The sequence below is a fragment of the Kocuria aegyptia genome, from assembly GCF_039530085.1.
Classification (GTDB): Bacteria; Actinomycetota; Actinomycetes; order Actinomycetales; family Micrococcaceae; genus Kocuria; species Kocuria aegyptia.
Window position 1 is genome coordinate 340,210 of record NZ_BAAAOA010000046.1, and the last position, 24,597, is coordinate 364,806.

At 75.0% G+C, this 24,597-nt stretch carries 15 protein-coding genes and 1 pseudogene; 1 reads left to right on the forward strand and 15 read right to left on the reverse strand.

Annotated features, from left to right (window positions below; translation table 11 throughout):
- Positions 1-26: 26 nt before the first annotated feature.
- From ABD220_RS15910 to ABD220_RS15930, 5 genes and pseudogenes are all read right to left on the reverse strand, one after another.
- Positions 27-5,066: an Lhr family ATP-dependent helicase gene (locus ABD220_RS15910; RefSeq protein ID WP_344124229.1), complete on the reverse strand. Its 5,040-nt coding sequence runs from the start codon at positions 5,064-5,066 to the stop codon at positions 27-29.
- A complete protein-coding gene (locus ABD220_RS15915; RefSeq protein WP_344124231.1) occupies positions 5,056-5,886 on the reverse strand; it encodes a DUF4232 domain-containing protein in 831 nt (276 codons plus the stop codon). Before ABD220_RS15915 ends, ABD220_RS15910 begins: the two co-directional genes overlap by 11 nt.
- A 131-nt stretch (positions 5,887-6,017) precedes the next feature.
- Positions 6,018-8,888, reverse strand: a complete 2,871-nt coding sequence (locus tag ABD220_RS15920; protein ID WP_344124233.1) for an FAD-binding and (Fe-S)-binding domain-containing protein — start codon at positions 8,886-8,888, stop codon at positions 6,018-6,020.
- Between the two features lie 83 nt (positions 8,889-8,971).
- Complete coding sequence (locus ABD220_RS15925) at positions 8,972-9,298, reverse strand: 2Fe-2S iron-sulfur cluster-binding protein (protein ID WP_344124235.1); 327 nt, start codon at positions 9,296-9,298, stop codon at positions 8,972-8,974.
- A gap of 211 nt (positions 9,299-9,509) precedes the next feature.
- A pseudogene (locus ABD220_RS15930) lies at positions 9,510-10,403 on the reverse strand (thioesterase family protein); the annotation flags it as partial.
- Positions 10,404-10,553: 150 nt separating this feature from the next.
- Here ABD220_RS15930 and ABD220_RS15935 point away from each other — a divergent pair.
- Positions 10,554-13,274 carry an AfsR/SARP family transcriptional regulator gene (locus tag ABD220_RS15935; RefSeq protein ID WP_344124237.1) on the forward strand — a complete coding sequence of 907 codons (2,721 nt, stop codon included), beginning with the start codon at positions 10,554-10,556 and terminating at the stop codon, positions 13,272-13,274.
- 32 nt (positions 13,275-13,306) lie between these two features.
- Here ABD220_RS15935 and ABD220_RS18130 read toward each other — a convergent pair whose 3' ends face one another.
- The 10 genes from ABD220_RS18130 to ABD220_RS15980 all read right to left on the reverse strand — a co-directional run bounded on the left by ABD220_RS18130 (position 13,307) and on the right by ABD220_RS15980 (position 24,582).
- Positions 13,307-14,050 (reverse strand): zinc-ribbon domain-containing protein, encoded by a 744-nt coding sequence (locus ABD220_RS18130; protein WP_425552574.1) that lies wholly within the window; start codon positions 14,048-14,050, stop codon positions 13,307-13,309.
- Complete coding sequence (locus ABD220_RS15940) at positions 14,001-14,561, reverse strand: phage tail protein (protein WP_344124239.1); 561 nt, start codon at positions 14,559-14,561, stop codon at positions 14,001-14,003. The genes ABD220_RS18130 and ABD220_RS15940 overlap by 50 nt, the downstream gene beginning before the upstream one ends.
- 1 nt (position 14,562) lies before the next feature.
- Complete coding sequence (locus tag ABD220_RS15945; RefSeq protein ID WP_344124241.1) at positions 14,563-16,512, reverse strand: putative baseplate assembly protein; 1,950 nt, start codon at positions 16,510-16,512, stop codon at positions 14,563-14,565.
- Positions 16,513-16,516: 4 nt separating this feature from the next.
- Entirely contained in the window at positions 16,517-16,924 is a 408-nt protein-coding gene (locus tag ABD220_RS15950) for a GPW/gp25 family protein (protein WP_344124243.1), read from the reverse strand.
- Between the two features lie 117 nt (positions 16,925-17,041).
- The gene (locus tag ABD220_RS15955) at positions 17,042-18,874 is read right to left on the reverse strand and encodes a VgrG-related protein (protein WP_344124245.1); all 1,833 of its coding nucleotides are present in this window, start codon (positions 18,872-18,874) and stop codon (positions 17,042-17,044) included.
- Positions 18,861-19,667, reverse strand: coding sequence for a CIS tube protein (locus ABD220_RS15960; RefSeq protein WP_344124247.1), 807 nt, complete (start codon positions 19,665-19,667; stop codon positions 18,861-18,863). The genes ABD220_RS15955 and ABD220_RS15960 overlap by 14 nt, the downstream gene beginning before the upstream one ends.
- Positions 19,664-20,143, reverse strand: a complete 480-nt coding sequence (locus ABD220_RS15965) for a phage tail protein (protein ID WP_344124249.1) — start codon at positions 20,141-20,143, stop codon at positions 19,664-19,666. Before ABD220_RS15965 ends, ABD220_RS15960 begins: the two co-directional genes overlap by 4 nt.
- Before the next feature lie 3,367 nt (positions 20,144-23,510).
- Positions 23,511-23,669: a DUF6760 family protein gene (locus tag ABD220_RS15970; protein WP_344124251.1), complete on the reverse strand. Its 159-nt coding sequence runs from the start codon at positions 23,667-23,669 to the stop codon at positions 23,511-23,513.
- Positions 23,666-24,139, reverse strand: a complete 474-nt coding sequence (locus ABD220_RS15975; protein WP_344124253.1) for a hypothetical protein — start codon at positions 24,137-24,139, stop codon at positions 23,666-23,668. The genes ABD220_RS15970 and ABD220_RS15975 overlap by 4 nt, the downstream gene beginning before the upstream one ends.
- Positions 24,139-24,582: a phage tail protein gene (locus tag ABD220_RS15980; RefSeq protein WP_344124255.1), complete on the reverse strand. Its 444-nt coding sequence runs from the start codon at positions 24,580-24,582 to the stop codon at positions 24,139-24,141. The genes ABD220_RS15975 and ABD220_RS15980 overlap by 1 nt, the downstream gene beginning before the upstream one ends.
- Positions 24,583-24,597: the final 15 nt, after the last annotated feature.

Genomic DNA, 24,597 nt, shown 5'->3' on the forward strand with positions numbered 1-24,597 from the left:
GCCGCCCCCGGGGATCGGGTCGGCGCTCATCGGCGCATCCTGAGCCCGCGCGGCGTCGAGTAGAACCCGCCGGCCAGCAGGGACTCCCGCACCGCGGTCTCGACGGGACCGTGCCCCAGGACCCCGGCGCCGTTGACCTTCTCGACGGTCAGCTTGTCCACCGCGCCCTGGCGGACGGTCTCGGCGACCGCGGGCCCCGCGGCGGCGAGGGCGGCTGCGTCGTCCGTGAACGCGAGGACGGTCCGGCCGCCGCGCTCGACGTACAGGGTCAGGGCGCCGTCCACGAGCACGACGACGGCGCCCGCCTTCCGCCCGGGCCGGTGCCGCCCCGCCGGCGCGCCGCCGCCGTCCGGGTCGGGCACGGGCACGGGCTCGGGCCACTCGAGCGCCGCCCCGTACGGGTTGGCGGGGTCGGTCGCGGCGAGCGCCAGCGCCACGGGCTCCTCGGCGCGGACCTGGTCGTCGGTGCTGAAGGTGCGGAGGTGGTCCACGGTGGCAGCCTGCGCGAACTGGGCGGCGCCCAGGCCCTCGATGAAGTAGCCGCGGCGGGCCCGGCCCGTGTCCTCGAGCGTGGACAGGACCTTGTACACGGTGGCGAAGCCGCCGGGGAGCTCCTCGACCGCCACCGGGCCCTTGGTCACCACTCCGTAGCGGTCCATGAGCAGCTCCGCGGTGGCCGAGGCCCGCAGCGTGGGGTCGAGCGGCTCGGGGCGCAGCATCGACCAGCGCCCGGCCACGAGCGGGGAGTCGTGGCGCTCCAGGGTCGCCGCCCCGGCCGGGGCGCGCTGCGCCCCGCCGATCCCGGCGCGTCCTCCCGGGCCGGGCCGCAGCCGGGCGGCGCCCCGGCGGGATGTGGAGCGGCCCCGCGGGGTCCGGGGCCTGTGCCGGTGGGCGGCCTGCCCGCCGGAGAGCAGGGAGCGCACGGGCAGGAAGGTGTCGTTGGTGATCAGCCCGGACCAGACGAGGTTCCACAGCGCCGTGGTCAGCTCGGCGGCGGGAACGGGGTCCCCGGCGGCGTCGAGCAGGCCCAGCAGCTGCGGGAAGAACCACGCGCCGCCGGGGGCCAGCACGTCGAGGACCCGCCGCTCCAGCGTGGAGTCGAGGGCCGCCGCCGCGACCGCGAGGGTCTCGGCCGGCGGCAGCGTGAGCTGGGCGGCCTCGCTCAGGTGCAACGACACCCACCCGTCGTCGCCCGCGAGGGAACCGGCCCCGGACCAGAGGATCTCCCCGGTGGCGGTCAGCTCGTCCAGCAGCTCGGGCCGGTAGTCGGCCACCCGGGCCGCGAGCACGAGCGGCTCCCAGGCCGAGGCGGGGACCGCGACGCCCGCGAGCTGGTCCACCACCGTCAGCACCCCGTCCTCGCCGCGCAGCTGGTGGCCCCGGCCGACGTGCTGCCAGGCCGGCAGGAACCGGGCGTAGACCTGCCCGGAGACGGGCTCCACGTCCCGGCGCAGCGCGGCCAGCGAGCGGCGCCGGATCCGGCGCAGCACCTCGGACTCGCACCACTCGGAGGCCGCCGGGCCGGCCCCGCCGCCGTCGGGGCGCACCGGCCGGAACTCGCCCTCGACCACGCGCCGGTCCGCGGCGAGCCGCTCCAGGGTGGTGCGCACCACGGCCGTGCCCAGTCCGAGCCGCGCGGCGGCCTCGTCCACCGTGAAGGGCCCGTGGGTGCGGGCGTAGCGGGAGACGAGGTCGGCCAGCGGGTCCTCGACCGGTTCCACGAAGGCCAGCGGCACCCCCATGGGCAGGGGGACGCCCAGCGCGTCGCGCAGCCGGGAGGCGTCCTCGATCGCGGCCCAGTGCTCGACGCCGCGCAGGTGCACCCGCAGCGCCCGGTTGGCGGACACGAGCTGCTCGAGCCACCCGGCGGCGACGTCCTCGGGGCACGCGGACTCCGGTTCCCCGGGGTCCTGGAGCCGGCGGGCGGCCTCGGCGGTGGTGAGCGGGCCGAGCAGGCGCAGCAGGTCGGCCGCGCCCTCGAACCCGCGCAGCCGCCGGTCCGGGGCCAGGCGCTGCAGCTCCGCCTCCGTGCGCTCGATGACCTCGGGGTCCAGGAGCTCCCGCAGCTCGGCGCGGCCCAGGAGCTCGTTGAGCAGGGCGGCGTCGAGGGACAGGACGGCCGCCCTGCGCTCGGCGAGCGGGGAGTCCCCCTCGTAGAGGAACTGGGCCACGTAGCCGAAGAGCAGGGTGCGGGCGAAGGGGGAGGGCTGCTCCGTGGTGGTCTCGACCACCCGGATCGCGCGCCGCTCGACCGCCCGGTGCAGCTCCTTGAGCGCGGGCAGGTCGTAGACGTCCTGGAGGCACTCGCGGATCGTCTCCAGGATGATCGGGAACTGCGGGTACTTCCGGGCGACGTCCAGCAGCTGCGCCGAGCGCTGGCGCTGCTGCCACAGCGGGGAGCGACGGCCGGGGTCGCGCCGCGGCAGCAGCAGGGCCCGGGCCGCGCACTCCCGGAACCGGGACGCGAACAGCGCCGAGCCGCCCACCTCCTCGGTGACGATCCGGTCGAGCTCGTCGGCGTCGAAGAGGAACAGCTCCGCCCCCGGCGGCTCGTCCTCCATGGCCGGCACGCGCAGCACGATCCCGTCGTCGGCGGCCTGCGCGGAGCCGTCCAGCCCGTACCGCTCGTGCAGCCGGGCCCCCACGGCCAGTGCCCACGGGGCGTGCACGGGCATCCCGAACGGCGAGTGCAGCACCACGCGCCAGTCCCCGAGCTCGTCGTGGAAGCGCTCGACGACGAACAGCCGGTCCGACGGGACCTGCCCCACCGCCTCCTTCTGCTCGCCCACGTAGGCCAGCAGGTTGTCGGCGGCCCACTCGTCGAGGCCGGCCGAGCGCAGCCGGGCGCGGGCGTCCTCCTCGGCGGCCCCGGCGATCTCGCGGTTGAACCGGCCCAGCGCGCGGCCCAGCTCCACGGGCCGGCCGGGGCCGTCGCCGTGCCAGAACGGGAGCTTGCCCGGGACGCCGGGGGCGGGGGAGACGATGACGCGGTCGTGGGTGATCTCCTCGATCCGCCAGCTCGAGGCCCCCAGGGCGATCACGTCCCCCACCCGGGACTCGTAGACCATCTCCTCGTCGAGCTCGCCCACCCGCTTGGAGTTCTTCCCGTCCTGCTCGCCCACGAGGTAGACGGCGAACAGTCCGCGGTCCGGGATCGTGCCGCCGGAGGTCACGGCCAGGCGCTGCGCCCCGGGCCGGCCCTCGATCGTGCCGGTCTCCCGGTCCCACACGATCCGCGGGCGCAGCTCGGCGAACTCGTCGGACGGGTAGCGGCCCGCGAGCAGGTCCAGGGTCGCGTCGTAGGCGGAGCGGGGCAGGCTCAGGAACGGGCAGGACCGGCGGACGGTGTCGAACCACTCCTCGACGTCGATCGGCCCCAGCGCGGTCGCGGCGACGGTCTGCTGGGCCAGGACGTCCAGGGGGTTGAGCGGGACCGCGAGCGGCTCGATCCGCCCCTGCAGCATCCGCTCCACCGTGACGGCGGCGTCCAGCAGGTCCCCGCGGTGCTTCGGGTAGAACCAGCCGCGCGAGACCTCGCCCACCTGGTGGCCGGCGCGGCCCACGCGCTGGAGGCCCGAGGCGGCCGAGGGCGGGGCCTCGATCTGGACCACCAGGTCCACCGCGCCCATGTCGATGCCCAGCTCCAGGGAGGACGTGGCCACGACGCAGCGCAGCCGCCCGGTCTTGAGGTCGTCCTCGATCACCGCCCGCTGGTCCTTCGAGACCGACCCGTGGTGGGCCCGGGCCAGCACCGGTGCGGCGCCCTCGTAGCGGCCGGTCTGCCGGCGAAGGTCCGCGGGCTCGCCCGAGGCCCCGCCGGCCCCCGCCGCGTCCCGCTCGGCCAGGGCGGAGCGCAGCACGTCCCCGACCTGCCGGGGCGCGGAGCGCGCCGGGTGGCCGGTCGCTCCGGCGTCGTCGTGCGGGCCGGTGCCGTCCCGGCCGGTCCCGGGCCCACCGCCCAGGGCGGCGCCGTCCGGGTCGGTGTGCCCAACGCGGAAGGCGTAGATCTCGTTGAGCCGCGCCGTGAGCTTCTCGGCGAGGCCGCGGGAGTTGGCGAACACGATGGTCGAGCGGTTCTCGAGCACCAGGTCCACGACCCGCTCCTCGACGTGCGGCCAGATCGACGCCGTGGTGGTGGGGGCGAGGGCGTCGAGGTCGTCGTCCCCGAAGCCGGAGCCGGCCAGGGACGGCGAGGCGCTCGGCCCGCCCAGCACGGTCATGTCCGGGATGGGCACCGAGACCGTGAGGTCCCACGACTTCTCCGCTCGCGGTGCGACGACGGTGACCGGCTCCCGGCCGCCCAGGAACCGGGCGACCGTCTCGACCGGCTCGACGGTCGCGGACAGCCCGATGCGCTGCACCGGCTGCTCCAGCAGGGCGTCCAGCCGTTCGAGCGTGAGCGCCAGGTGCGCCCCGCGCTTGGTCCCGGCCACGGCGTGCACCTCGTCCACGATGACCGTCTGCACGTCCGTGAGGCTCTCCCGCGCCTTTGAGGTCAGCATCAGGTACAGCGACTCGGGCGTGGTGATGAGGATGTCCGGGGGGTTGGTGAGCAGGGCCCGGCGGAGCGCCTGGGGCGTGTCCCCGGAGCGGACGCCCACGCTGATCTCCGGCGGCTCGACCCCGGCGTGCCGCGCCGTCTGTGAGATGCCGATCAGGGGGGCCCGCAGATTGCGCTCCACGTCCACGCCCAGGGCCTTGAGCGGGGAGATGTAGAGGACGCGGGTCCCGCGCCGCCCGCCCGCGGCGCTCGCGGAGCGGGCCTTGGCCCGCAGGGTCCCCCCACTGCCCGGTGTGCCGCCCGCAGCTCCGGAGGAGCCGTCCGCGGTGGGTCCGGGGGTCCTCGCCTCGCCGGCGGGCACGGCCTCGGCCACGAACCGGTCCAGGGCCCACAGGAACGCGGCCAGGGTCTTGCCGGAGCCGGTGGGCGCCACGATCAGGGCGTGGCGCCGTGCGGCGATCGCCCGCCACGCGCCCTCCTGGGCGGCGGTGGGCGCGGCGAACGCACCCGAGAACCAGGCCCTGGTGTGCTCGGTGAACAGGCTCAGGGCTGGTTCAGGCGCCAAAGCCCTGGATCTCGAGCTGGTGGACCCGCGGATCGCCGCAGGCCTCGACGGGGAAGGGGATCACGACGGACTCCGTGTTCTCGGGCGGGTAGACGCGCAGCCCGGCGGCGGTCCGGGCGTCGCAGGCCGGGTGGTTGCCGGCCTGGCTCATGCGCAGGCCGGCGGTGACGGACTGCCCGGGCGCCACGACCTGTCCGGTGCCGGGGACGGTGGCGTCCCGCAGTGCCGGGGAGCCGATCATGGTGCCGGCGACGTCGACGAAGGACACCCCGGCGTAGCCGGCCAGCATGCACGGGTCGCCGCCCGCGTTGGTGAGGACGACGTCCACGTGCACGGAGCCGGCGGCGCCGCCCACCGGGGCGGCCGCGACCTCGAGCTGGGACGTGGTGCACAGGGGCGAGCCGCCCCCGGTGCGCGTGCCCGCGGTGGTGCCGCCGGCAGCCGTGCCGTCGCCCTCGGCGGCGCGTCCGTCCGCCCGCCCCCCGGTGGTCCCCTCCTCGGCCGTCCCGTCCGCGGCGGCCCCGTCCGTGGCGGGCTCCTCCGCGGGGCCGTCCGTCGCGCGCGGCTCCGCCGGCCCGGCGGTGCCCTGCACGACGGGCCGGTCCTCGGCCTGCTCCCCGGCCGGCTCGGTGGCGTCCTCGGCCTCGGTGGCGGGGCTGCTCTCCGGCGGCGCCGCGGTGGCGGTCGTCCCGCTCTCGGCGGGGGACCCGGACGTGCCGGCCCGGTCCGGCTCCTGGTCCGCGCAGGCGGTGAGGAGCAGAGCGGCGGCGAGGGCGAGGGCGCCCACGACGGGGCGGGAAGCGGGGGAGAGCGAAGACATGGGGGGATATCCTCCTCGAGTGGACGTCGTGGCGTGCCACGTCCCGGGAGGCGAACCCTCCCGGGCATCCCATTCTAGGCAGGGCCACCGACACCGCGGCCGGAGGCGGCGCACGCCCCGGCCGGTGCGCGCTACCGCTCGCCGGGCTGCGCAGGGGGCAGCGCCGCGCGCATCACCTCGGCGAGGTGGACGCCCTGGGCGCCGGTGCCCTGGGCGATCTGGGTGCGACACGAGAAGCCGTCGGCGAGCACGATCGTCCCGTCCGCGGCGGCCCGGATCGCGGGGAACAGCTCCCGCTCGCCGAGGGTCTGCGAGACCTCGTAGTGGCCCGGCTCGAAGCCCCAGTTGCCCGCCAGCCCGCAGCAGCCGCCGCCGACCACGGCGGTGTCCACGCCGAGCTTCGCGAGGACCTCCAGCTCCGGGGCGTAGCCGAGCACGGACTGCTGGTGGCAGTGCACCTGGCACACGGCACCGGTGGGACCCGCCGCGGTGGCCAGCTCCCGGAAGGGCCAGGGGCCGCCGGCGGCCAGGTGCCGGGCCGCGAACGCGCCGATCGTCGTCGTCAGCTCCGCCACCCGCCTCGCCCGCGGGTCGTCGGGGAGCAGCTCGGTGATCTCCTCCTGGAGCATGACCGTGCAGGAGGGCTCCAGCCCGATGATCGGGTACCCGGCCGCCAGCAGGGGCTCCATCACGTCGAGGGTCTGGCGCAGCACCTTCTGCGTCATGTCCAGCTGCCCGGTGGAGTGCCAGGTCAGGCCGCAGCAGACGTTGCCCATGGGCAGCAGGACCCGGTAGCCCATGGCCTCGAGCACCTCCACGGCGGCCTTGCCGGGGGCGTCGGCGGAGAAGTTCGTGAACGTGTCCGGCCACAGCACCACGGTGGGCCGGCCGTCGGCGTCGTCGCCGGGGCGGCGGGCGGCGGCACGGTTGCGGAACCACCGGGTGAGCGGGGTCTCGGCGAAGGAGATCATCCGCCGCTTCGGCTCGATCCCGCCCAGGCGCTTGGTCAGCTCCTCGACGAGCCGGTGCGACTCGAGCAGGTTGATCAGCCGGAAGGAGAAGGGCACCTTCTCCACGACCCGCATCAGCAGCGGCATCCAGCCCATCGTGAACTGCGCCATCGGCCGCCGGTCCCGGCCCAGGAAGGAGGTCAGGCCGTGCCGGTAGTGGTGGTGCAGGAACTCCGCCTTGTAGGTGGCCATGTCCACGTTGACCGGGCACTCGGTGGCGCAGGCCTTGCAGGACAGGCACAGGTCCAGGGCCTCGAGGGTCTCCTTCGACTTCCAGCCGTCCGTGATGGACTCCCCGCGCAGCATCTCGGCCAGGGACCGGGCGCGGCCGCGGGTCGAGTGCACCTCGTCGCGGGTGGCCTGGAAGGACGGGCACATGGCGCCGGCGTCCGAGCGGCAGGACCCCACGCCCACGCAGCGGTTCACGGCGCTGGAGAACGACCCGCCGTCCCGGGAGAACGCGTGTACGGGCGTCAGCTCGAACGTCCGGGCGCCGAGGCCGGGGCGGATGCCCTGGTCGATGGGCTCCGGGTCCACCAGCACGCCGGGGTTGAAGAACCCGTCCGGGTCGAAGGCGGCCTTGAACTCCGCGAAGGCGGCCAGCGCCTCGGGGGAGTAGATCGTGGCCAGCAGCTCGGAGCGGGCCCGGCCGTCGCCGTGCTCCCCGGAGACCGAGCCGCCGTAGCGATGGACCAGCTCCGCGGCGCGCTCGATGAACGTCCGGTAGGTCGCCGTCCCGGCCTCGGTGCCGAAGTCGAAGGAGATGCGGATGTGCACGCAGCCCTCCCCGAAGTGCCCGAACGGGATGCCGGTGAGGCCGAGCTCGTGCAGCAGGTCGTAGAGGTCGCGCAGGTACTCGCCCAGCCGTGCCGGCGGGACCGCGGAGTCCTCCCAGCCCGGCCAGGCCTCCCCGCCCTCGGGCAGGCGGGTCACGATGCCCGCCCCGGCCTCGCGGATCCCCCACAGGGCCCTCGCCAGCGGGGCCTCGGCCACGATGATCGAGTCCACGACGTTCTCGGGCACCAGGCCCGGCAGCTCCCGGGCCCGGGCCTCCGCCTCCTCGAGGGTGTCGGCGCCGACCTCGCAGTAGAGCCAGCCGCCGCCGGCCGGCAGCTCGGAACCGGAGTTCTCCCGGCCCGGGCGCATCTGCAGCGCCTCGACCAGATCGGAACCCATGCCCTCGATCGTGTACACCCCCGGGACCCGCAGCTTCGGCGCCGCGGTGGCGGCCTCGAACGCGTCCTGGAAGCCCAGCACGGCCAGGGCCGTGTGGGCGGGCTTGGCCACCAGGCGGACCGTGAGCTCGGTGATGATCCCGCAGGTGCCCTCCGTCCCGGCGAAGGCCTTGGCGGCGTCGAAGCCCTTCTCCCCGAGCAGGTAGTGCAGCCCGTACCCGGAGACCTGCCGCGGGAACTGGCCGAGCTCGGTCCGCAGCATCGCGAGGTGCCGGTCCCGGATCCCGGTCAGCGCCCGGTCGAGCCCCGGCTCGGAGGTGCCGCCCTCGCGCAGCTCCACCACCCGGCCGTCCGCGAGCATGACCTTCAGCGCAACGAGGTTGTCCGCGGAGGTGCCCCAGGCCACGGAGTGGGAGCCGCAGGCGTTGTTGGCGACCATCCCGCCGATCGTGCACCGCGAGTGCGTCGAGGGGTCGGGGCCGTAGGTGAGACCGAACTCGGAGGCCGCCGCGCGCAGCTGGTCGCAGATCACCCCCGGCTGAATCGTGGCGGTCATCGCCTCGGGGTCGATCGACAGGATCCGGTTGAAGTGCCGGGACGTATCGATGACCAGTCCCTCCCCGATCGCGTTGCCCGCGACCGACGTCCCGCCCCCGCGGGAGACCACCGACCAGCCCCGATCCTTCGCCAGCGCCAGCAGTTCGCGGACCTCCTCGACGCTGCGCGGCTCGGCCACCGCCTCGGGCAGCCGGCGGTAGATCGACGCGTCCGAGACGTAGGCGGCGCGGGTCGTGAGGTCGTCACGGATGTCGGTCATGGTCCACTTCCTGCGCGCCGGCGCGGCCGGTCCGTCCGGGTCTGGTCAGAGCTGGCGGGGGCGTTCCCGCGGGGAGGAGGGGGTCACCACTCGGGGGCGATGGTGACCTCGGCGCCGTCGAGGTCCGCGGACCACTCGACCTGGCAGCTGAGCCGGGAGGTGTCGTGCCGGGTGTCGTCGAGCATGTCGAGGAGGTCCTCCTCCTCGTCGTTGATCTCGTTGGCCTTCGAGAAGGAGGACTGGTCGAGGTAGGAGTGGCAGGTCGAGCAGGACGCGTTGCCGCCGCAGGTCGCGAGGATCGGGTACTTGTGGCGGGTGAGCGCCTCCATGAGGCTCTCGTAGTCCTTCCACTCGACCCCCTCGGTGCGGTTGCCCTCGCGGTCGATCACGGTGATGTTGATGCTGCTCACTTCGGTGGCCTCCTCGGGGCGCGGTCGCCCCTGGTCTCGACGTCGGGAATCCCGCCCCATTGTACGGTCGCGCGGCGGGCGCCCCGGCCCGGGCCCGTGCCCGGCCCGGGCCCGGCTCGTCGGCTCGGCCGGAGGCCGGGAACGGGCGGATCGTGAGGGACTGGGCCACCAGGCCCAGGTAGCCGGCCTCGTCGTGCAGGGCGGACTCGGTGAGTCCCACCCCGGTGTCGCCGAAGGTGACGTGCGTGTCGAGGCCCACCCACGGGGAGACCGGTTCCCGGACCAGGTGCACGCCGAGGTCCACGTTGGGGAAGGCCATCTCGTCGGGGCCCACGCGCACGGCGATGCCGTTGGCGGCGTCCACCGCCGCCAGGAACCGCGCCGTGGTGGAGGACTCCTCCCCGTCGACGACGGCGTGCGGCGCGCGCAGCCACATGGCCGCCCGGCCGGGCCGGTGCTCCCGCACCGCGCGGCCCTCGAGGGACGCGATGTACCCGCCCGGCCACCGCCCGGTCATCGTGGTGGGCAGGGCGCCGGTCACCCGCGGCAGGGCCTCCCGGTGCGTGCCGGCGGTCCCGCCCGTCTCGCCCCGCAGCAGCCGCCACACGCTCAGCCGGATGCAGGGGCGGCCGGCGTGGCTCATCGTGGCCTCGACCAGCTCGATGGTGCGCCCCGGGCGGACCACGCGCGTGGCCACCTCGACCTCGCCGCCGCGGATGAAGCCGAGGATGTCGTAGGAGAAGCGCACGGGCAGGAGGTCCTCGCGGGGGTGGCGGGCCTCCACGGCGTGGGCGAGCAGCCCCGGGGCGGCGCCCATGTGCTGCTCGGCCTCGTTCCACGCGTCCTGTGCGTGCAGCGTCGAGCGGAACCGGGTGCCGTCCAGCCGCACGAAGTACGCGTCCGGGTACTCCTCCCCGTCCGCCCCCAGGTGCCCCAGCGCTCCGGTCATGGTTCCTCGTCGTCGTCCGGTCGTCGGCTCGTTGTTGCCGACGCGGACGACCTTACCCACCGGTCGGGACGCCGCGCGCTCCTGCCCGGCCGGGCGGATCCCGGAACCGGGGTCGTGCCCCTCGCCCGTGACGGCAGCGTCCCGCGTGTAACGCATTGATTTTCCGCTCTGACCAGGAACGATCCCTCCTAGGATGGAAGCGGGGCGGTGGCCCGGCGAGAGGACGTGCCGAGCGGTCCCTGCCGGGCGAGCGCCCGGTGGTGCCTCCCGCACCGACCGTTCCGAGACCACCCGGGGGTGGACGCCATGACGGGCAGGGACGACGTCCCTCACGTGCCGGGCCCGCCCCGTGCCGACGGGCTCGTGCGCGAGCGCCTGGTGCGCCGGCTCGACGGTGTGCTCTCCGCCCGACTCGGCCTCGTGGTGGGTCCCCACGGGGCCGGCAAGACCACGCTGCTGGCCCACTGGGCGGCGCGCCGGCCGGAGCCCCTGGTCTGGTACCCGGTGGGTCCGGCGGACACGCACCCGGAACGACTGCTGGCCGGCCTGGCCCGGCAGGTCGCCATCCTGCTGAGCGGTCCGGAGCCACGCGCCACCGCCGAGCTCGTCGCGCTGGCGGCCCGGGCCGGCCGGCCCCTGGTCGTCGTGCTCGACGACGTGCACCTGATCGCCGACACCCCGGCCGAGACGGAGCTGGAGCGGCTGATCCTCCTCTGCCCGCCCAACGTCCACCTGCTGCTGGCGGGCCGGCGGGCGCCGTCGTTCAACCTCGCCCGGCCGGAGTTCTCCGGGGCGGTGCTCGTCGACGGCGACGACCTGCGGTTCCGGGTCGACGAAGCGCACGCGCTCTTCCGCGACGGCTGGGGCCGTTGCCCGGAACCGGCACAGGTGCTCGACCTCGTGCGGAGCACGGACGGGTGGGCCGCCGGACTGCACCTCTTCCGTCTCCACACGATGAACCGCAGCCCCGTGGAACGGCACCGGGCGGCATCGACAGCCGGAGCCCACTATGCGTGGGACTACCTGAGGCACTACGTGCTGTCGGACCTGTCCGCGCAGGAGTCGGAGCTGCTGCAGCTCGCGTCCATGTTCGACGTCGTGACCCCGCGGCGCTGCGACGGCCTGCTCGGCGCCCAGGGCGCCGCGGCGCCGGTGCTGCACGAGCTCTGCCGCCGGTCCCTCCTGTCCGACGATGCCGTCGTGGGGGGCCTGCGGATGTCCGAGGTGCTGCGCCGCTTCTTCGCGGAGCAGCTCCGGGACGGCACGGCGCACGACCGGTACGCGGTCCTGCGCGGCCGTGCGGTCTCGCTGCTGGAGCGTGACGGCGACCTGGGCAACGCACTCGACCTGCTCGCGGCGGACGGCAGGTGGGCGGAGGCCCACCGGTTGGTGGAGCGCTCCGGTGCAGCAGCTCTCGTGCCGGGGTCCTGCGGCTGGGCCGAGCGGCTGCCCCCCGGCCTGGTCGGCACGAACTCGTGGTTCGGGCTCGCCGAGGCCCGCCGCCTGTTCGACGACGGGCGGTTCGGTGCGGCGCACACGGCGGCGTGCCGGGCGCTGGAGCAGACCGAGGACCCCGTCGGGGCGGCACTCGCCGTGCAACTCCGGGACCGGTCGGCCGCCTGGGGCCTCCTCGACGGACCTTCCTCCCCGGGTGCACCGGCCGGGGAGGAGCCTGCCCTGCGCACGGCGATCCGGTGCGATCCCGCGGCCGTCGCGCGGGCCCTGGGACCGGACCCCCGCGACGAGGACCTGCTCGCGGCGGGCATCGCGTGGCTGCTCGCGGGCGACCGTCGCGCCGCGCTGCCGCTGCTGCGCCGGTGCGCCCAGCGCCTCGACCTGGACCGGCTCTCCGCGCTCGCGGCGCAGCTGGTCCTGGCCCTGTTCGAGGCAGAGGATTCGGGCTCCGCCACCGACGCGTCCTCCGGCGAGATGGAGGCCGTGCACCGGCACGCACGGTGCGACGGGTTCTCCTGGCTGGCCCGGTTGTCGGAGGGCCTGCTGGCCGCCCTGTCCGGCGATCCCGCCGGCGCGGAGCTGGCCGACGCGGTGGTCCGGGAGTGCGAGCGACGCGGCGACGGCTGGGGGGCGGCGCTCCTGCACGCCGCCACGGTCCTCGCCGGAGTGCGCGGCGGAGGGTTCTGCGAGGACGGGGCCGCGGTCCTCGCCGGCAGGTTCCGGGCGCTGCACGCGGACGTGCTGGCCGCATGGGCCATGTCCCTCGCCCCGCGCCCTGCGGCGGTGGGCGACCTGCCGCCCGCGGCACGGGCCCTGACCGGAGGGACGCTTCCCGTTCCCACTGGGCCGGAGGTCCGGGTCACGTGCTTCGGCGGGCTCGCGGTGCGGCTCGGGTCGGGACCGGTGGACCTCGGCGCGGTGCGGCCCCGCGCTCGGACCGTGCTGCGGCTGCTGGCCCTGCACTCCGGCCGGCCCGTGCACCGCGACTGGCTCGCCGGCATCCTCTGGGAGGACCTGGATGGACAGAGGGCACTGCACAACCTCCAGGTGTGCATCTCGGCCCTGCGCTCCGTCCTGCACACGCCCGAGGACCGCGACGGCCGGCGGGCGATCGTGCGCCAGGGGAACTCCTACGTGCTGTTCCCCGATCCGGGGTCGTGGTTCGACCTCGCCGAGTTCGACCGCTTCCTGCACGAGGCCGAGGCCGCGCGCCGACGGGGGGACCCGGCGCAGGCGGAGGCCGCTCTCCAGGGCGCGGTCGAGCTGTACTCCGGTGACGTGCTCCCGGAGGAAGGCCCTGCGGAGTGGCTGCTGGAGACCCGCGACCGCTACCGTCTGCGCGCCGCGCAGGCCGCCGGGGCGCTCGCGCGGACGAGGTCGTCCCTGGGCCGCGGAGAGGCCGCTGTTGCGGCGGCGGCCCGCAGCGTGGAGATCAATCCCTGGAGCGACGACTCGTGGCGGTTGCTCATCGAGCTGCTGCGGGACGCCGGGGAGGTGGCCGAGGCCGAGCGCACCCGGCGGCGCTACCGCGACATGCTCGACTCCCTCGGCATCGTCCCTGGTCCTGGCTGACCGGCCGGCGTGTCCGGCCGTCGCCCCGGCGCCTACCGGCCGATCAGCAACCACAGGACGATCAGGGCCGCCAGGACCGCGAGCACCCAGACGACGGGTGGGCGTCTCGGACGGGGTGGTGGCGGCGGGGGTGGCGGGCTGGGGACATTGCGTCGGAGCTCCAAGGCGCACCGTCGGCAGAAGTGCCGGTCCGGAGAGTTCCCGGCGCCGCACCGGGAACAGACGATCTCTCCCGGAGCAGGGGCGTCGGCCTCCGGGTCCCGCGGGCGCGGCGGCGCGGCCTGGGTGTTCCCGGGCGGCACCGCCTCCGGTTCCCGCGACGGGGGGAGCGAGCCAGGGCCCTGGACCCGAGACGACGTGACCTTCTCCGTGCCGTCGGGGGGACGCATCGTCGACGGGGTCCCCGGTGGCGTGGACGGCGGTGCGGAGGCCGGGGGAGGCGGCGCAGGCGGGGGTGACGGGGGAGACGACGACGGCATCGGGGTCACCCGTTTGCTGGTCCGCACCACCCGTGAGGTGGCCGGGCGTGGAGCGGAGTCCTGCCGAGGCGGTCGGGCGGGCGGCGGTGGGGGGTCCGGAGGCCGTTGCGGGGGCGGGACGGAGCTGCTGGTCCGAGCCGGGGACTGCTCGTCCTCCCAGGCCAGGAACGTGCCGCAGTTGGAACAGAACTGGGCGCCCGCCGCATTGCGGGTGCCGCACTCCGGGCAGGTCTGCATGTCGATCTCCTCAGGTGCCGCTCTCGGTCGTCCGGACCACCTCGAGGGTGTGGGGGACATGGGCCGGTTTCACCGCGCGGACCACGGCGTCGAGCTGCCGCACGTCCACGTCCTCGAGGGACCTCGCGTGCACGCGCACGTGCAGTCCCTGGTGGGGGTTGCCCGGGAGCGCGGTGTGCGGGGTCCGGGACCACACGGTGCCCCCGGTGTCCTCGACGTCGACGTGGACGACGCCCGCGGCCGCGAGCCGCACGGCGTCGGCGATGCCCGCCGCGGTGCCGCGGCGCCGGTGGATGCGGGCCCCGTTGGCGACGATCTCCCGGCGCTGCGCCACCGGCCAGTGCTCGTCGGCGCGCACACCCACCCACTCGGAGAGCCAGTCGAGGAAGTCCTCGGGCGCCAGCCGCGGGTCCACGTAGGACGCCAGCCCGTCGAGGGCGAGGAACACGGGGGCCAGCGACTCGTCGAAGCTCGCGAGGAACCGCTGCAGGAACTCGTCGTCCTGCAGCACGGCGGGCAGCCGGGAGGCCAGGGGGACGGGACTGGCGAGTCCGGGGATCCGTCCGCGCATCTCACTCGCCCTCCGCCACGCGCACCTGGTGGCCGAAGGAGAACACCAGGTCGTGCTTGTCCAGGTCGATCCGCTGCACCCGGTCGCCGCGTTCGCCGTTGCGGGGGTCCACGGCGAAGAGGAACACGTCGTCGACGATCTCGGTGCCGGGCAGGCGCTGGAGCACCGCGTGCACCTCGCCCGCCTGCACGGGCCGGCCGAAGGGCCAGCCGTCGCCGTCGGGTCCGCCCCGGATGGGGTCGAAGTACTCGTAGAGGGCTTTCAACGACTCCCGCTTGAGGGTGTCGGTGGCGACCCTCCGGCGGGCGGTCAGGCGGGCGACGACGGTCACGCCCCGGTACCGGGGCGGCTCCACGACCACCCGGGCCCCGACCGGGCGGCGCTCGTCCAGGTACTCCGCCACGACGGTGAGCGTGTCGTCGTCCGGGACGAGGTCCCCGAACCGCAGCCGGTGCTCGTCGTCGGGCACGGCGGTGGGGACCACGAGCACCCGGACACCGCCCGCGTCCGCGTCCGAGGACGCGGGGATGCACCGTACCCGGGCGATGCCGGGAGCGGCCCGGCGGGACAGCTGCTCGTAGTCCTCGGTGGTCACGGCCCGGTCCCTGGTCCGCAGCGCGAGTGGACCGCGCTGCCGGGCCTGCTCCACGGTCTCCATCGCGACGCCGCCCTGGGCCGCGCGTCGGTTCTCGACCCGCACCACGAAGGGGATCGTGGAGCGCAGGACCGTCACCACGTGCGCGGCGACGTTGCCGCGGGGTCCTCCGCCGGTGCGGTACTCCCGCACCCGGACCGTGCTGCCCACGGGCGGGACGGCGCCGTAGGCGCGCAGGGACCCGTCCGCCTCCCGGACGGCGGGCGGGAACCGGACGACGCCCTCGCCGCGGTCGAGCCGGACCACGCGGTCGTCCGGGGAGGAGTTCGCGAAGGAGTCGACCTCGGCCCAGGTCTGCCACCCGGAGCCGTCGGTGACCTCGACGGCGAAGGGGGGTCCCCCCGGAACCACGGGCCGGCGGGCGAGGGGGAACGACTGGCCCGGGGTGCCCTCGGAGGTGCCCAGGACCTCGTCGTGGACGGTCTCGGCGTGCACCGCCGGGACGGAGCCGCCGATCGTGAAGGCGCTGACCGACCGGATGCGGGGGGAGGCGCTGTAGGGCGGGAAGCCCTCGAGGGGGTGGACCACCCGGCAGCGCACCCAGCCGGCCCGGGTCCCGCCGACCATCGAGGCCGTGTGGGCGTGGGGCAGGTGGAGGACCACGTCGCCCGGGCGGTTGAGCCCGCCCGTCCCGTCCTTGTCCACGTCGCAGCGGGTCCACGCGGCGCCGGTCCAGGCCTCCCAGACCAGCGGCGGGTAGCGGGGGTCGACGCCGACGCCGCGGACCTCGCAGTCGAACCGCAGGGCGAGCGCGCACGAGGGGGCGCTGCCGTCGAGGCCCAGGAGCAGCACGTCGTCGGGCAGGGGAGGGTCGCCGAAGCAGGGGAAGTCCTCGTCCCCGCGGGCACGGACCGGCCGCGCGACGGGCTCGCCCCCGCGGGTGCTCGTCCTCAGGTGGGCGAGGGTGCGCGGCGGGATCACGAGCTCGCGGGCCGTGGCGAAGGAGACGGTGTCGTCCTCGTCGGTGCGCCGCGTGGCGGCCTCCGTCCCCTCCGGGACCACGACCGGGCTGGGCTGGGGCGCGGACAGCCACAGCAGCAGCTCCACGGTGGCGGCCGTGGGCGGGTGCAGGCTCACTCCCAGCAGCTCCAGGAATGCGATGTACAGCCGGTCCGGGACGCGGTTGAGGCGGTAGAACAGCTCGTCCGTCATGAACGCGAACGCCTCGATCAGCGTCACCCCCGGATCGGAGACGTTGTGGTCCGTCCACTCCGGGCAGCGCTGGGCGATCATGCGCTTGGCGTCGTCCACCAGGTCCTGGAAACGGCGGTCGTCGAGATGCGGTGAGGGGAGCATCGGATCACGTCTCCTGATCGTGGCGGGGGATCGTGTAGAAGGGGAACACGAGGTTGCGCGGGTCGTTGGTGCCCCGCACGGTGTACTGCACCTCGATGAGCAGGACCCCGTCCTCGGCGGTGTCGAGATGGACCAGGATGTCCTCCAGATTGATCCGCGGCTCCCAGCGGTCGAGGGCGACCCGCACGGCGAAGGCGATGTCGCCCGCGGTGGACGCGTCCGCCGGGGCGAACACGTGGTCGTGCACGGCGCAGCCGAACTCGGGACGCATGGGCCGCTCGCCGGGGGCCGTGGCCAGGATGAGGTAGATGCTCTCCTCGATCTCCCGCGTCTCGCGGGCCAGCGCGATGCTCCCGGTCCGGTCCGTGCGCAGCGGAAAGGCCCACCCGGAGCCGATGAACTCCTGTCCCATCGTCCTGCCTCCTCCAGCTCTACGACTCCTGCGTCCTGGTGCCTGCGTCCCGGTGTCTGCGTCCCGGTGTCTGCGTTCTGGTACCTGCGTCCCGCGGCGCCACCGCGCGGCCGGCGCCTAGTTGATGCGGACCACACCGCCCTTGACCGTGGTCGTCGCCCCGCCCGAGAGCTCGGCGGCGGCCGTGCCGGCCACCTTGACGCTGGCGGCCTTCAGCTCCGCCGAGGCGCGGCCCTCCGCGGTCACCGTGGCGCCCTTGAGGGCCAGTGCGGCGGTCGCCTCGAGCGTCACGTTCTTGCCCTTGACGGTGACGTCCCCAGTGGACGTGGTGACGTCGATCCGGTCCTTGGCCGTGACGGTCACCGGGCCCTCCGAGAGGATCTCGATGCCGGCGGCGCCCTTCTGGACCAGGGAGACCGTCTGCGCACCGCCGTGGGTGCTCAGCGTCAGCCGCTCCTCGGCCGGGGTCTCCACGAACTCGACGAGCATCCCGGTGCGGGACACGAAGGCCCGCCGCTCGATCGCGCCGTCGGTGGGTCCCACGTGCTCGTCCCACGGCTTGTCCGGCAGGTCCTGACCGTTGTAGAGCCCACCGAGGAGGAAGGGCTGCTGGAAGCTGCCCTGCCCGAACGCGACGAGGACCTCGTCCCCGACCTCGGGCAGGACCACGGCGCCCCGGGCCGCGCCTGCCCCGAGCTGGACCGTGCGCGCCCACGTGCTCTCGAAGGTGTCCGAGAGCAGCGGGAACTTGACCTTGACCCGCCCCTGGCCCTGAGGATCCTGCACGGCCGTGACCACGGCGTTGAGGACCCCGGGGAAGGCCGTGGAGCGGTCGCCGCGCCGCCCGGCCCCGGCGGCCACGCCGTAGAAGGACCGCTCCGAGGCGTGGCTGACGGTGAAGGACGTCCGGTACCCGGTCTCGCGGCTGAACTCGTGGCGCGCGGAGCTGAGCGTGTACCGGCCCTCGAACGGCTTGCCGACGCCCACGAGGGCGACCGCGGCACCGGAGCGCAGCCGGGGGTTGCCACGGGCCACCCCGTCGAGCTCGGCGAAGCCGCCCGCCAGGTGCGCAGCCAGCGCGTTGGCCGCGGCCTCGCACTGTGCGGGCTGGCCGAACACGGTGGCCGGGGCCACGTAGCGCGGGCTCTTGAACGTCCCGGCGAGATCGGCCGGCCGGGTGCCCTCCAGCACCGCGCTGAGGGTCCTCGCCGGGGCGACGGCCACGATCTCCCGCTTGCTGTCGACGTCCCAGCCGCGCACCTCGACGTCGGGCACCTGGTCCGCGGACGTGACCGTCCCGCGCAGCATCAGCAGGTTCACGCCCCGCTCGACGACCAGCTGGTCCTGGCGCGCGCCGCCCTGCCCGGACGGCGCGGTTCCGGCGTCGGTCGCCGTCGTGAAGTGCAGGGCGCCGTCGGTGACGAAGAGCAGGGCGCCCGACTCGTCGGCGAGGCGGCGCAGGAATTCCCAGTCGCTGACGCCGTCCTGGGCCATGTGCTCCAGCACGGGCCCCGGGGCGTCGATGGTCCCCGTCTCGAGGCCGGCGCGGGTGGCGACCGTGCGGGCGATGTCCGCCGCGGTGCTCTGCAGGTAGGCCTCCACCCTTCGGCCGCGGAAGAGCCGGTGCGAGTGGTCCAGGCCCCGCACCACGGTGTAGGCGCCCTCGCTGCCGAGCTCCGTCTCGAGGGCGGTCACCTCGCCGGAGAGCAGGGGGGTGGGGCCGGCGGGCCCGCTCCGCTGGACGGACAGCGTGACGGTATCGCCGATCCGGACGGAGGACTTCTCGAGGAAGGTGGCGTTCTCGTCGCTGTAGCGCAGGACGAACAGGTCCGGGACGTTGGTGCTGTCGTCCACGTACCCGTCCGTCAGCATCGCGGCGAGGTCGGGCGGCAGCGGGCTGCCGTTGATCTGGACCAGCAGCGTGCTGCTGTACTCCTCACCGAAGGTCACGCCGGACCTCCCCTCGTCGCGGATCCGGTTCTTGCGGGCGCAGCAGCTCGTCCACGGTGGGCAGCAGCACCGTGCTGCCCGGCCGCAGCCGCATGGGGTCGTCCAGTCCGTTCAGCGTGGCCACGGCCCGCCACAGCGCGGGGTTGCCGTACTCGGCGTAGGCGATCCCGGCGAGGGTGTCCCCGTCGACCACGGTGCGGGACCTGCGGGGCACCAGGCCGCCCGACGTGGGGTTCTGGCCCGGCGGCTCCCCGGCGAGCTGTTCGAGGGCGACGGTGCAGACGGCTCGGACGGGCAGCCCCTGCGCGGTGAACAGGGTGTACTTCGCCTGCACGCTGGCCACGTAGGCCAGGAACCCCGTCAGGGTGCCCCAGCGGAAGATGACCCAGGGCGGTGAGGCCTTGTTCTGCTGGAGGGAGTCCTTCGTGGGGATGCAGCAGGTGAAGAGCTGGTTCACCCGCTTGACCACACTGTCGTCGCGCTTCTCGGAGGCGTCGAAGAACATCTCCAGCGAGAGCTTGGACGGTTTCGGCCCCTTGTACTGCGGGGGCCCGCTCATCTGGTCCCCCTTGGCGGTCTGCTTCTGCCAGGCGGCGGACTTCTCGAGCGTCAGCTCCTTGGGGTTGAACTGGAACTCGATCGTGTCCAGCTGGGCTCCGGGCTTGTCCAGGGCACCGTCCTTCGAGGGCTCGTGGACGTCGAGGGTGGCGTGCACCAAAGTGGCGGCCGGAGTCTCCCCACCCCCTGCGCCGCCCGTGCTCGTGTGGGTCATGGACGGGCCGGCCGAGGTCATCGGGTCACCCCGTTCTGCTGCGGCGGCTTCCTCGCGCCCGGCTCCACCGAGAAGCCGTGGTGGGCGATCTCCAGGGACTCCACCAGCACCTTCGGCTGGTCCGGGTTGAAGGACGGTCCCTTCCAGCGGACGGGCACCACGTCCCGCAGCTGCCACGAGGCGATCTTCGAGCCGTCCGCGCGCTGGGCCTCGATGGTGCCGGGATGCCGGGAGTACCCCGTGGCGAGCTTGGCGAACCACGCCGCGATCAGCGCGGTATCGGGGCCCAAGGGCCGGGTGAGTGTGATGTTGGGGTACTTCAGGCGGGTCGGCAGCTGCCAGACGAAGTCGTTGTTGCCGCCCTCCTCGCGGGTCTCCATCACCACCTCGCACCCGAGGCCCTCGCAAGTGCTGAACGATCCCAGGCTCTCGTCGTCCAGGACGACGACGTACCGGACGCTGACGGCCGTGTCGACGTCCTCCAGGAAGCTCGTCATGTCCGTCTCCTCAGCTCGCGTCGATCCGGAGGCCGCGGCGTTCGCGGTCCAGCAGCATGTCGGCCTTGATCCGCCGCACGATCGGGCCCACGAGCCGCTTGGCGAGCTCGTCGACCTGTTCCTGGCTCATCTCCTCGTCCGCCGCGGGTGTTGGCGCCGGGACGGATGCCGCGGAGGTCGGGCCGGACTCCGCGGCTGTCGGGACGGGTCCCGTGGCCTCCGGGGCGGAGAAGGTCTCCCCGTCCGCGCGCTGGACCGCCGGCACGCCGGCCGGCGCCCCGGGACCGGGGGCCGCGGCCGGTCCGGCGGCGCGCCCCGGTCGGGACGGATGCGGGGGCGTGGACGCGAGGCGCATGGCCACGGGGTCTGCTCGCGCAGCGGCCGGCGGTCCGCCGGGACCCCGGTGGACGTCCTGGTCAGCTCGTGCGACCTCGCCGGCAACGACGCCGGGGGCCGGGGCCGGCTGCGGGCGCGTCGGCGGGCCCGGGGAAGCCGGAGGCGGCACCGGCGCCGCCGGGTGCAGGGCGGAGCGCTGGAGCGAGCCGACCGCTGCGGGAAGGGTCCCCGACGGTGACGACGACAGGCCGGGCGTTCCGGCCGGGACCGAGGCGGGTCCCGTGTGCGCCGACAGGACCGGGCTCCCTGCCCACGGTGCCTCGTCCGCTCGGCCCCCGCCGGCGGGCCGGGGAGTCCAGCCCTCCGCGCCCAGCACGGGAGCCGTCTCCGGTCCTCGGGGGAGGGACAGCACCGGGTCGAGGAACCCGGGCGCCGCGGGGAGCGACGACGCCGCGGAAGGCGTCGTCGGACCGGGTCCCGGCGTGCGCTGCGCTGTCGGGGTCGGAGAAGCCGGGAGCACCGTCGGAGCGGTCGGCGCGGCGGATCCTCCGGCAAGGAACTCCCGGCTGGAGGACGTCCCGGCCGCCCGCGGATCCGCAGCGTCTCCGACGGAGCGTGACACCACGGGCAGGGACGACGGAGGACGCAGCCCGAGGGGGCGCCCGGGGCCCGACAGCGCCGACGCCCGGAGCCGCTGGGGCGAGGGTGATGGCGATGCGGACCGGGCAGCCTCGGAGGCGGGCCCGACCGCCGGGGGGCCGTGCGACGCGGTCCTCCGTTGCACCGGGGACACCGGTACCGGACGTCCCACAGCGCCGGGCTCCTCGGGCACCACCTCCGCGGACCCGAACGCTGATGTCGTCGACCTCAACAGTGCGGTCGATCCCGACAGCACGGGTGCCGAGGACAGCGGCTCCGGGGCGGATGCCCGTGCCGCGACCGGTCCCGACCCGGTGGACTCCGCCTGCGCGGAGTCCACCGCGGCGGGCTCGGCTCCGGTCTCGCCGGGTCCTGTCGACGTCGAGTCGACGGCTGCGCCGGACGACTCCGGCGCAGCACCGGTCCCGGCGCTGCGCCCACCGGCCACGGCGCCAGCGCCGACGCCGGTCCCTGGCCCCTGCCACGCCGCGGAGCGGGACACCACCGGCGGATCCGCGGGACGGTCCCGTCCCGGTGGGGCGGGAACGGACCGGCGCTCCGGGTGGTCGTCCGAGGAACCGGTGGACGGCAGGTCCGGGGCCGTGGTGTGGAGCAGGGCGTGGGGAACGGCACCGGCCGTGGGCGCCGGAACGTCGCGCGCGGCCGGCGAGCCGAGGTCCGCAGGAGTCTCTTCCGCGGACACGGCCCGCTCCACGGTCCCGGCTGTGCCGTGCCCAGTGCCTCGTTGCACCGTGGCGGGGGCCGGCCCCAGTACGGCCGGCCCCCGATCCGGGCGCGGGTACCCGTTCCTCGGCGCGGCCGCGGCGGGCTCGGCGCCGGCCGCCCGGGGCTGCGCACGGGGGTCGTCCGGCTCCGCCGGAACCGCGCCGAGGACCCTGCCGGCGCCCTCCATGACGGGCGTCGCCACGGCGCTCCCGATGCCGGGCGTCGCCACGGCGCGGGAGACCACGGGCAGCGCCTCTGCCCGGCGGGGGTCGGGCGTCTGCCGACCGGCGAACCGTGGAGGGTCGGCGAACGCTGCCCGGAGGTCGGGCTCCGGCATACCGGTCGACGCGCTGTCGCGGTCCTCTGCCTGCTCGGCCCGGGGGACCTCCGGGGCGCCGGTCGTCCGGGACACCATCGGCTGCGTGAAGACCACCGCCCGGGGACCTGGTGCATCGGGCGAGGACCGCCCCGGGGCGTCGTCGCCCACCGGTGTCTCCTGGGCGGGGGCCGGAGCGCACTCCGGGGACCCGGGCGCTCGCTGGACAGCCGGCGGCCCCGTCCCGTCGGCGGAGGGACCGGCCGGGGAGCCGACGGGATCCGGCCACGGGCGGCCCAGCCCGAGACGGCGCGAGGAGGGTGCGGAGGGCCTCCGGGATGGGGCCGACAGCGGAGCGTCCCCCGTGCCCGTTGCTCCGGTGCTGCGCTGGAGCGGGGGCCCGGCGGGCAGCGGGACGGACGTGGCGGTGCCGTCGAAGGTGCTGCCGGGAGTGCTGCCGAGAGTGTTGCCGAGAGTGTTGCCGAGGACGCTGCGGGAGGGATCCCCGGGTGGCTCCGGCACCCGGCGCTGCAGGGGCAGGGGCGGGGACGTCCGCCCCTGCGGCTCCGTCCCGGATCTCGTGCTTCCCGGGCCCGGAACACCGGCCGGAGCGGACCCCGGTGCCGACGAACCGGCGGGGGCAGCCTCCGGGACGGCGCTCTCGCGGGTGCTCACCGCGACGGGGGCGCCGGTCGGAGGCGGATCGGCGGACGGCACGCCGGCGGGGACGTCACCGGGCTCCGGGCCGGCCTCGGCGTCCTGGCCCTCCTGCGCGGCGCCGGAGCTCTCCGGCGGTGCCGGCGCATCCGGTGCATCCGGAGATGCCGTCGTCCCCGTCCCGTGCACCACGGGCACCTCCAGCACACCGAGGTCGACCTCGGGAGCACTGGTCAGCGACCGCTGAGCGGTGTTCCCGCTGCCCGTGAGGCGCTGCACGGGACGGCTTCCCCAGGCGCCGCGGGGCGCCCGGGGAGGAGGGAGCGGCATGTCGACGGGGCGGGCGGCGGACCCGGAGCCGCCGGTCGCCGGATCAGCGTCGGGGCCGTCCAGGTCGATCACACCGGGCGGGGCCTCCGCACTGATCAGGTGGGACATCGCCGCGGTGAACGACGGGTTCGTCCGGGTCGGGAGCTGGTCGGGGAACCGGTGAGGCGCCGTCGTCGTCGCGAGGTCCCCGACGGTGCGCTGGAGGGGCGGCAGAAAGGCCCACCCGGCGGGGGAGGGGACGGGCTCGGCCGGCTGCCGTGGCGGTGCCGCAGGGGGCCCTGCCGAGGACGCCGCGGAGGACCGCCCCGAGGGCGTCACGGGGGCGGGGTCCTGCTCCTTCCGCTGCCACGGCCAGCGCACGGCTCAGCGCTCCTCGCTCAACCGGCGGTTGATGTCGGCGATCTCCCGGACGTAGCGCAACCGCTGGCCGTGCTCCAGGTCCAGGATGTCGTCGAGCCCCCAGTGGAAGTGGTACGCCACGTACGCGACTTCCTCGTGGATCCGATCGGCCGCGTACGTCATGATTCCCCCAGGCGACCACCCGCGAGGTCCGCGGTGAACCGGTGGGAGCACCCCGGGCAGGTCACCGCGATCCGGGTGTGGCCCTCCGCGTTGATCCGCCGGTAGAAGTCCTGCAGGAACGCCACGTCCGAGGCGAACATGTTCTCCACGACGTTGGACGTGATCGACCCCAGCGTCCCCAGGCTGGTGATGACCCGGCTCAGCAGCACCACCGTGGTGTAGGCGGAGTTCTCCTGCACCCGGGCGTCGTAGAGCGGGAGCAGCTCGTCGCGCGCGGTGGCCAGGCGCATCACCCCGGAGCGGTGGAGCGTCCCGTCCTGGTCCACGTAGCCCCGGGGCAGGTCGAAGGCGAACTCGGTCCGCAGGGCCGGACGCTCCTCCCGGCCGTTCCGGGACGGCTCCGCCTGGGGCGTGGTGCCGGCGCTCTCGGGGGACGGCACCACCCCCGCGCCCCCGTGGCTGCGCTGCATCACTCGACCTTGGACTCGTCGTAGCAGATGACGAACTTCTCGGTGGCCTGCTCCGTGGCGCCGGCCTTGAGCGAGTTGACCTCCACGCTGCGCACCCAGCAGTGGTCGAAGTTGTAGGTCTTGACGGTCTCGCCCTTGTAGTCGAGCAGGGCCACGGAGGCGGTCTTGCGGGCACCGGCCACGTCCCCCTCCATGACGGTCTTCAGCCAGTCCGTGACGGTCTTGCTGTCCGTCAGACCGCGGGTCACGGTGATCTCACCGGCCTTGGGGCGGCCCATGAGCTGCCGGACGACGTACTTGCCGTCCTGCGTCTGCTGCTTGAGCTCGATCTTGTCGACCTCCGACTTCAGTCCGCTCACCTCGATGACGCGCGGCACCTCGATGCCGTCGACGGTGACGGTGAAGCCGTAGGCCGGTGCATTGTCGAAATCCTCGAGTGCCATTGTCGTGGTCCTTTC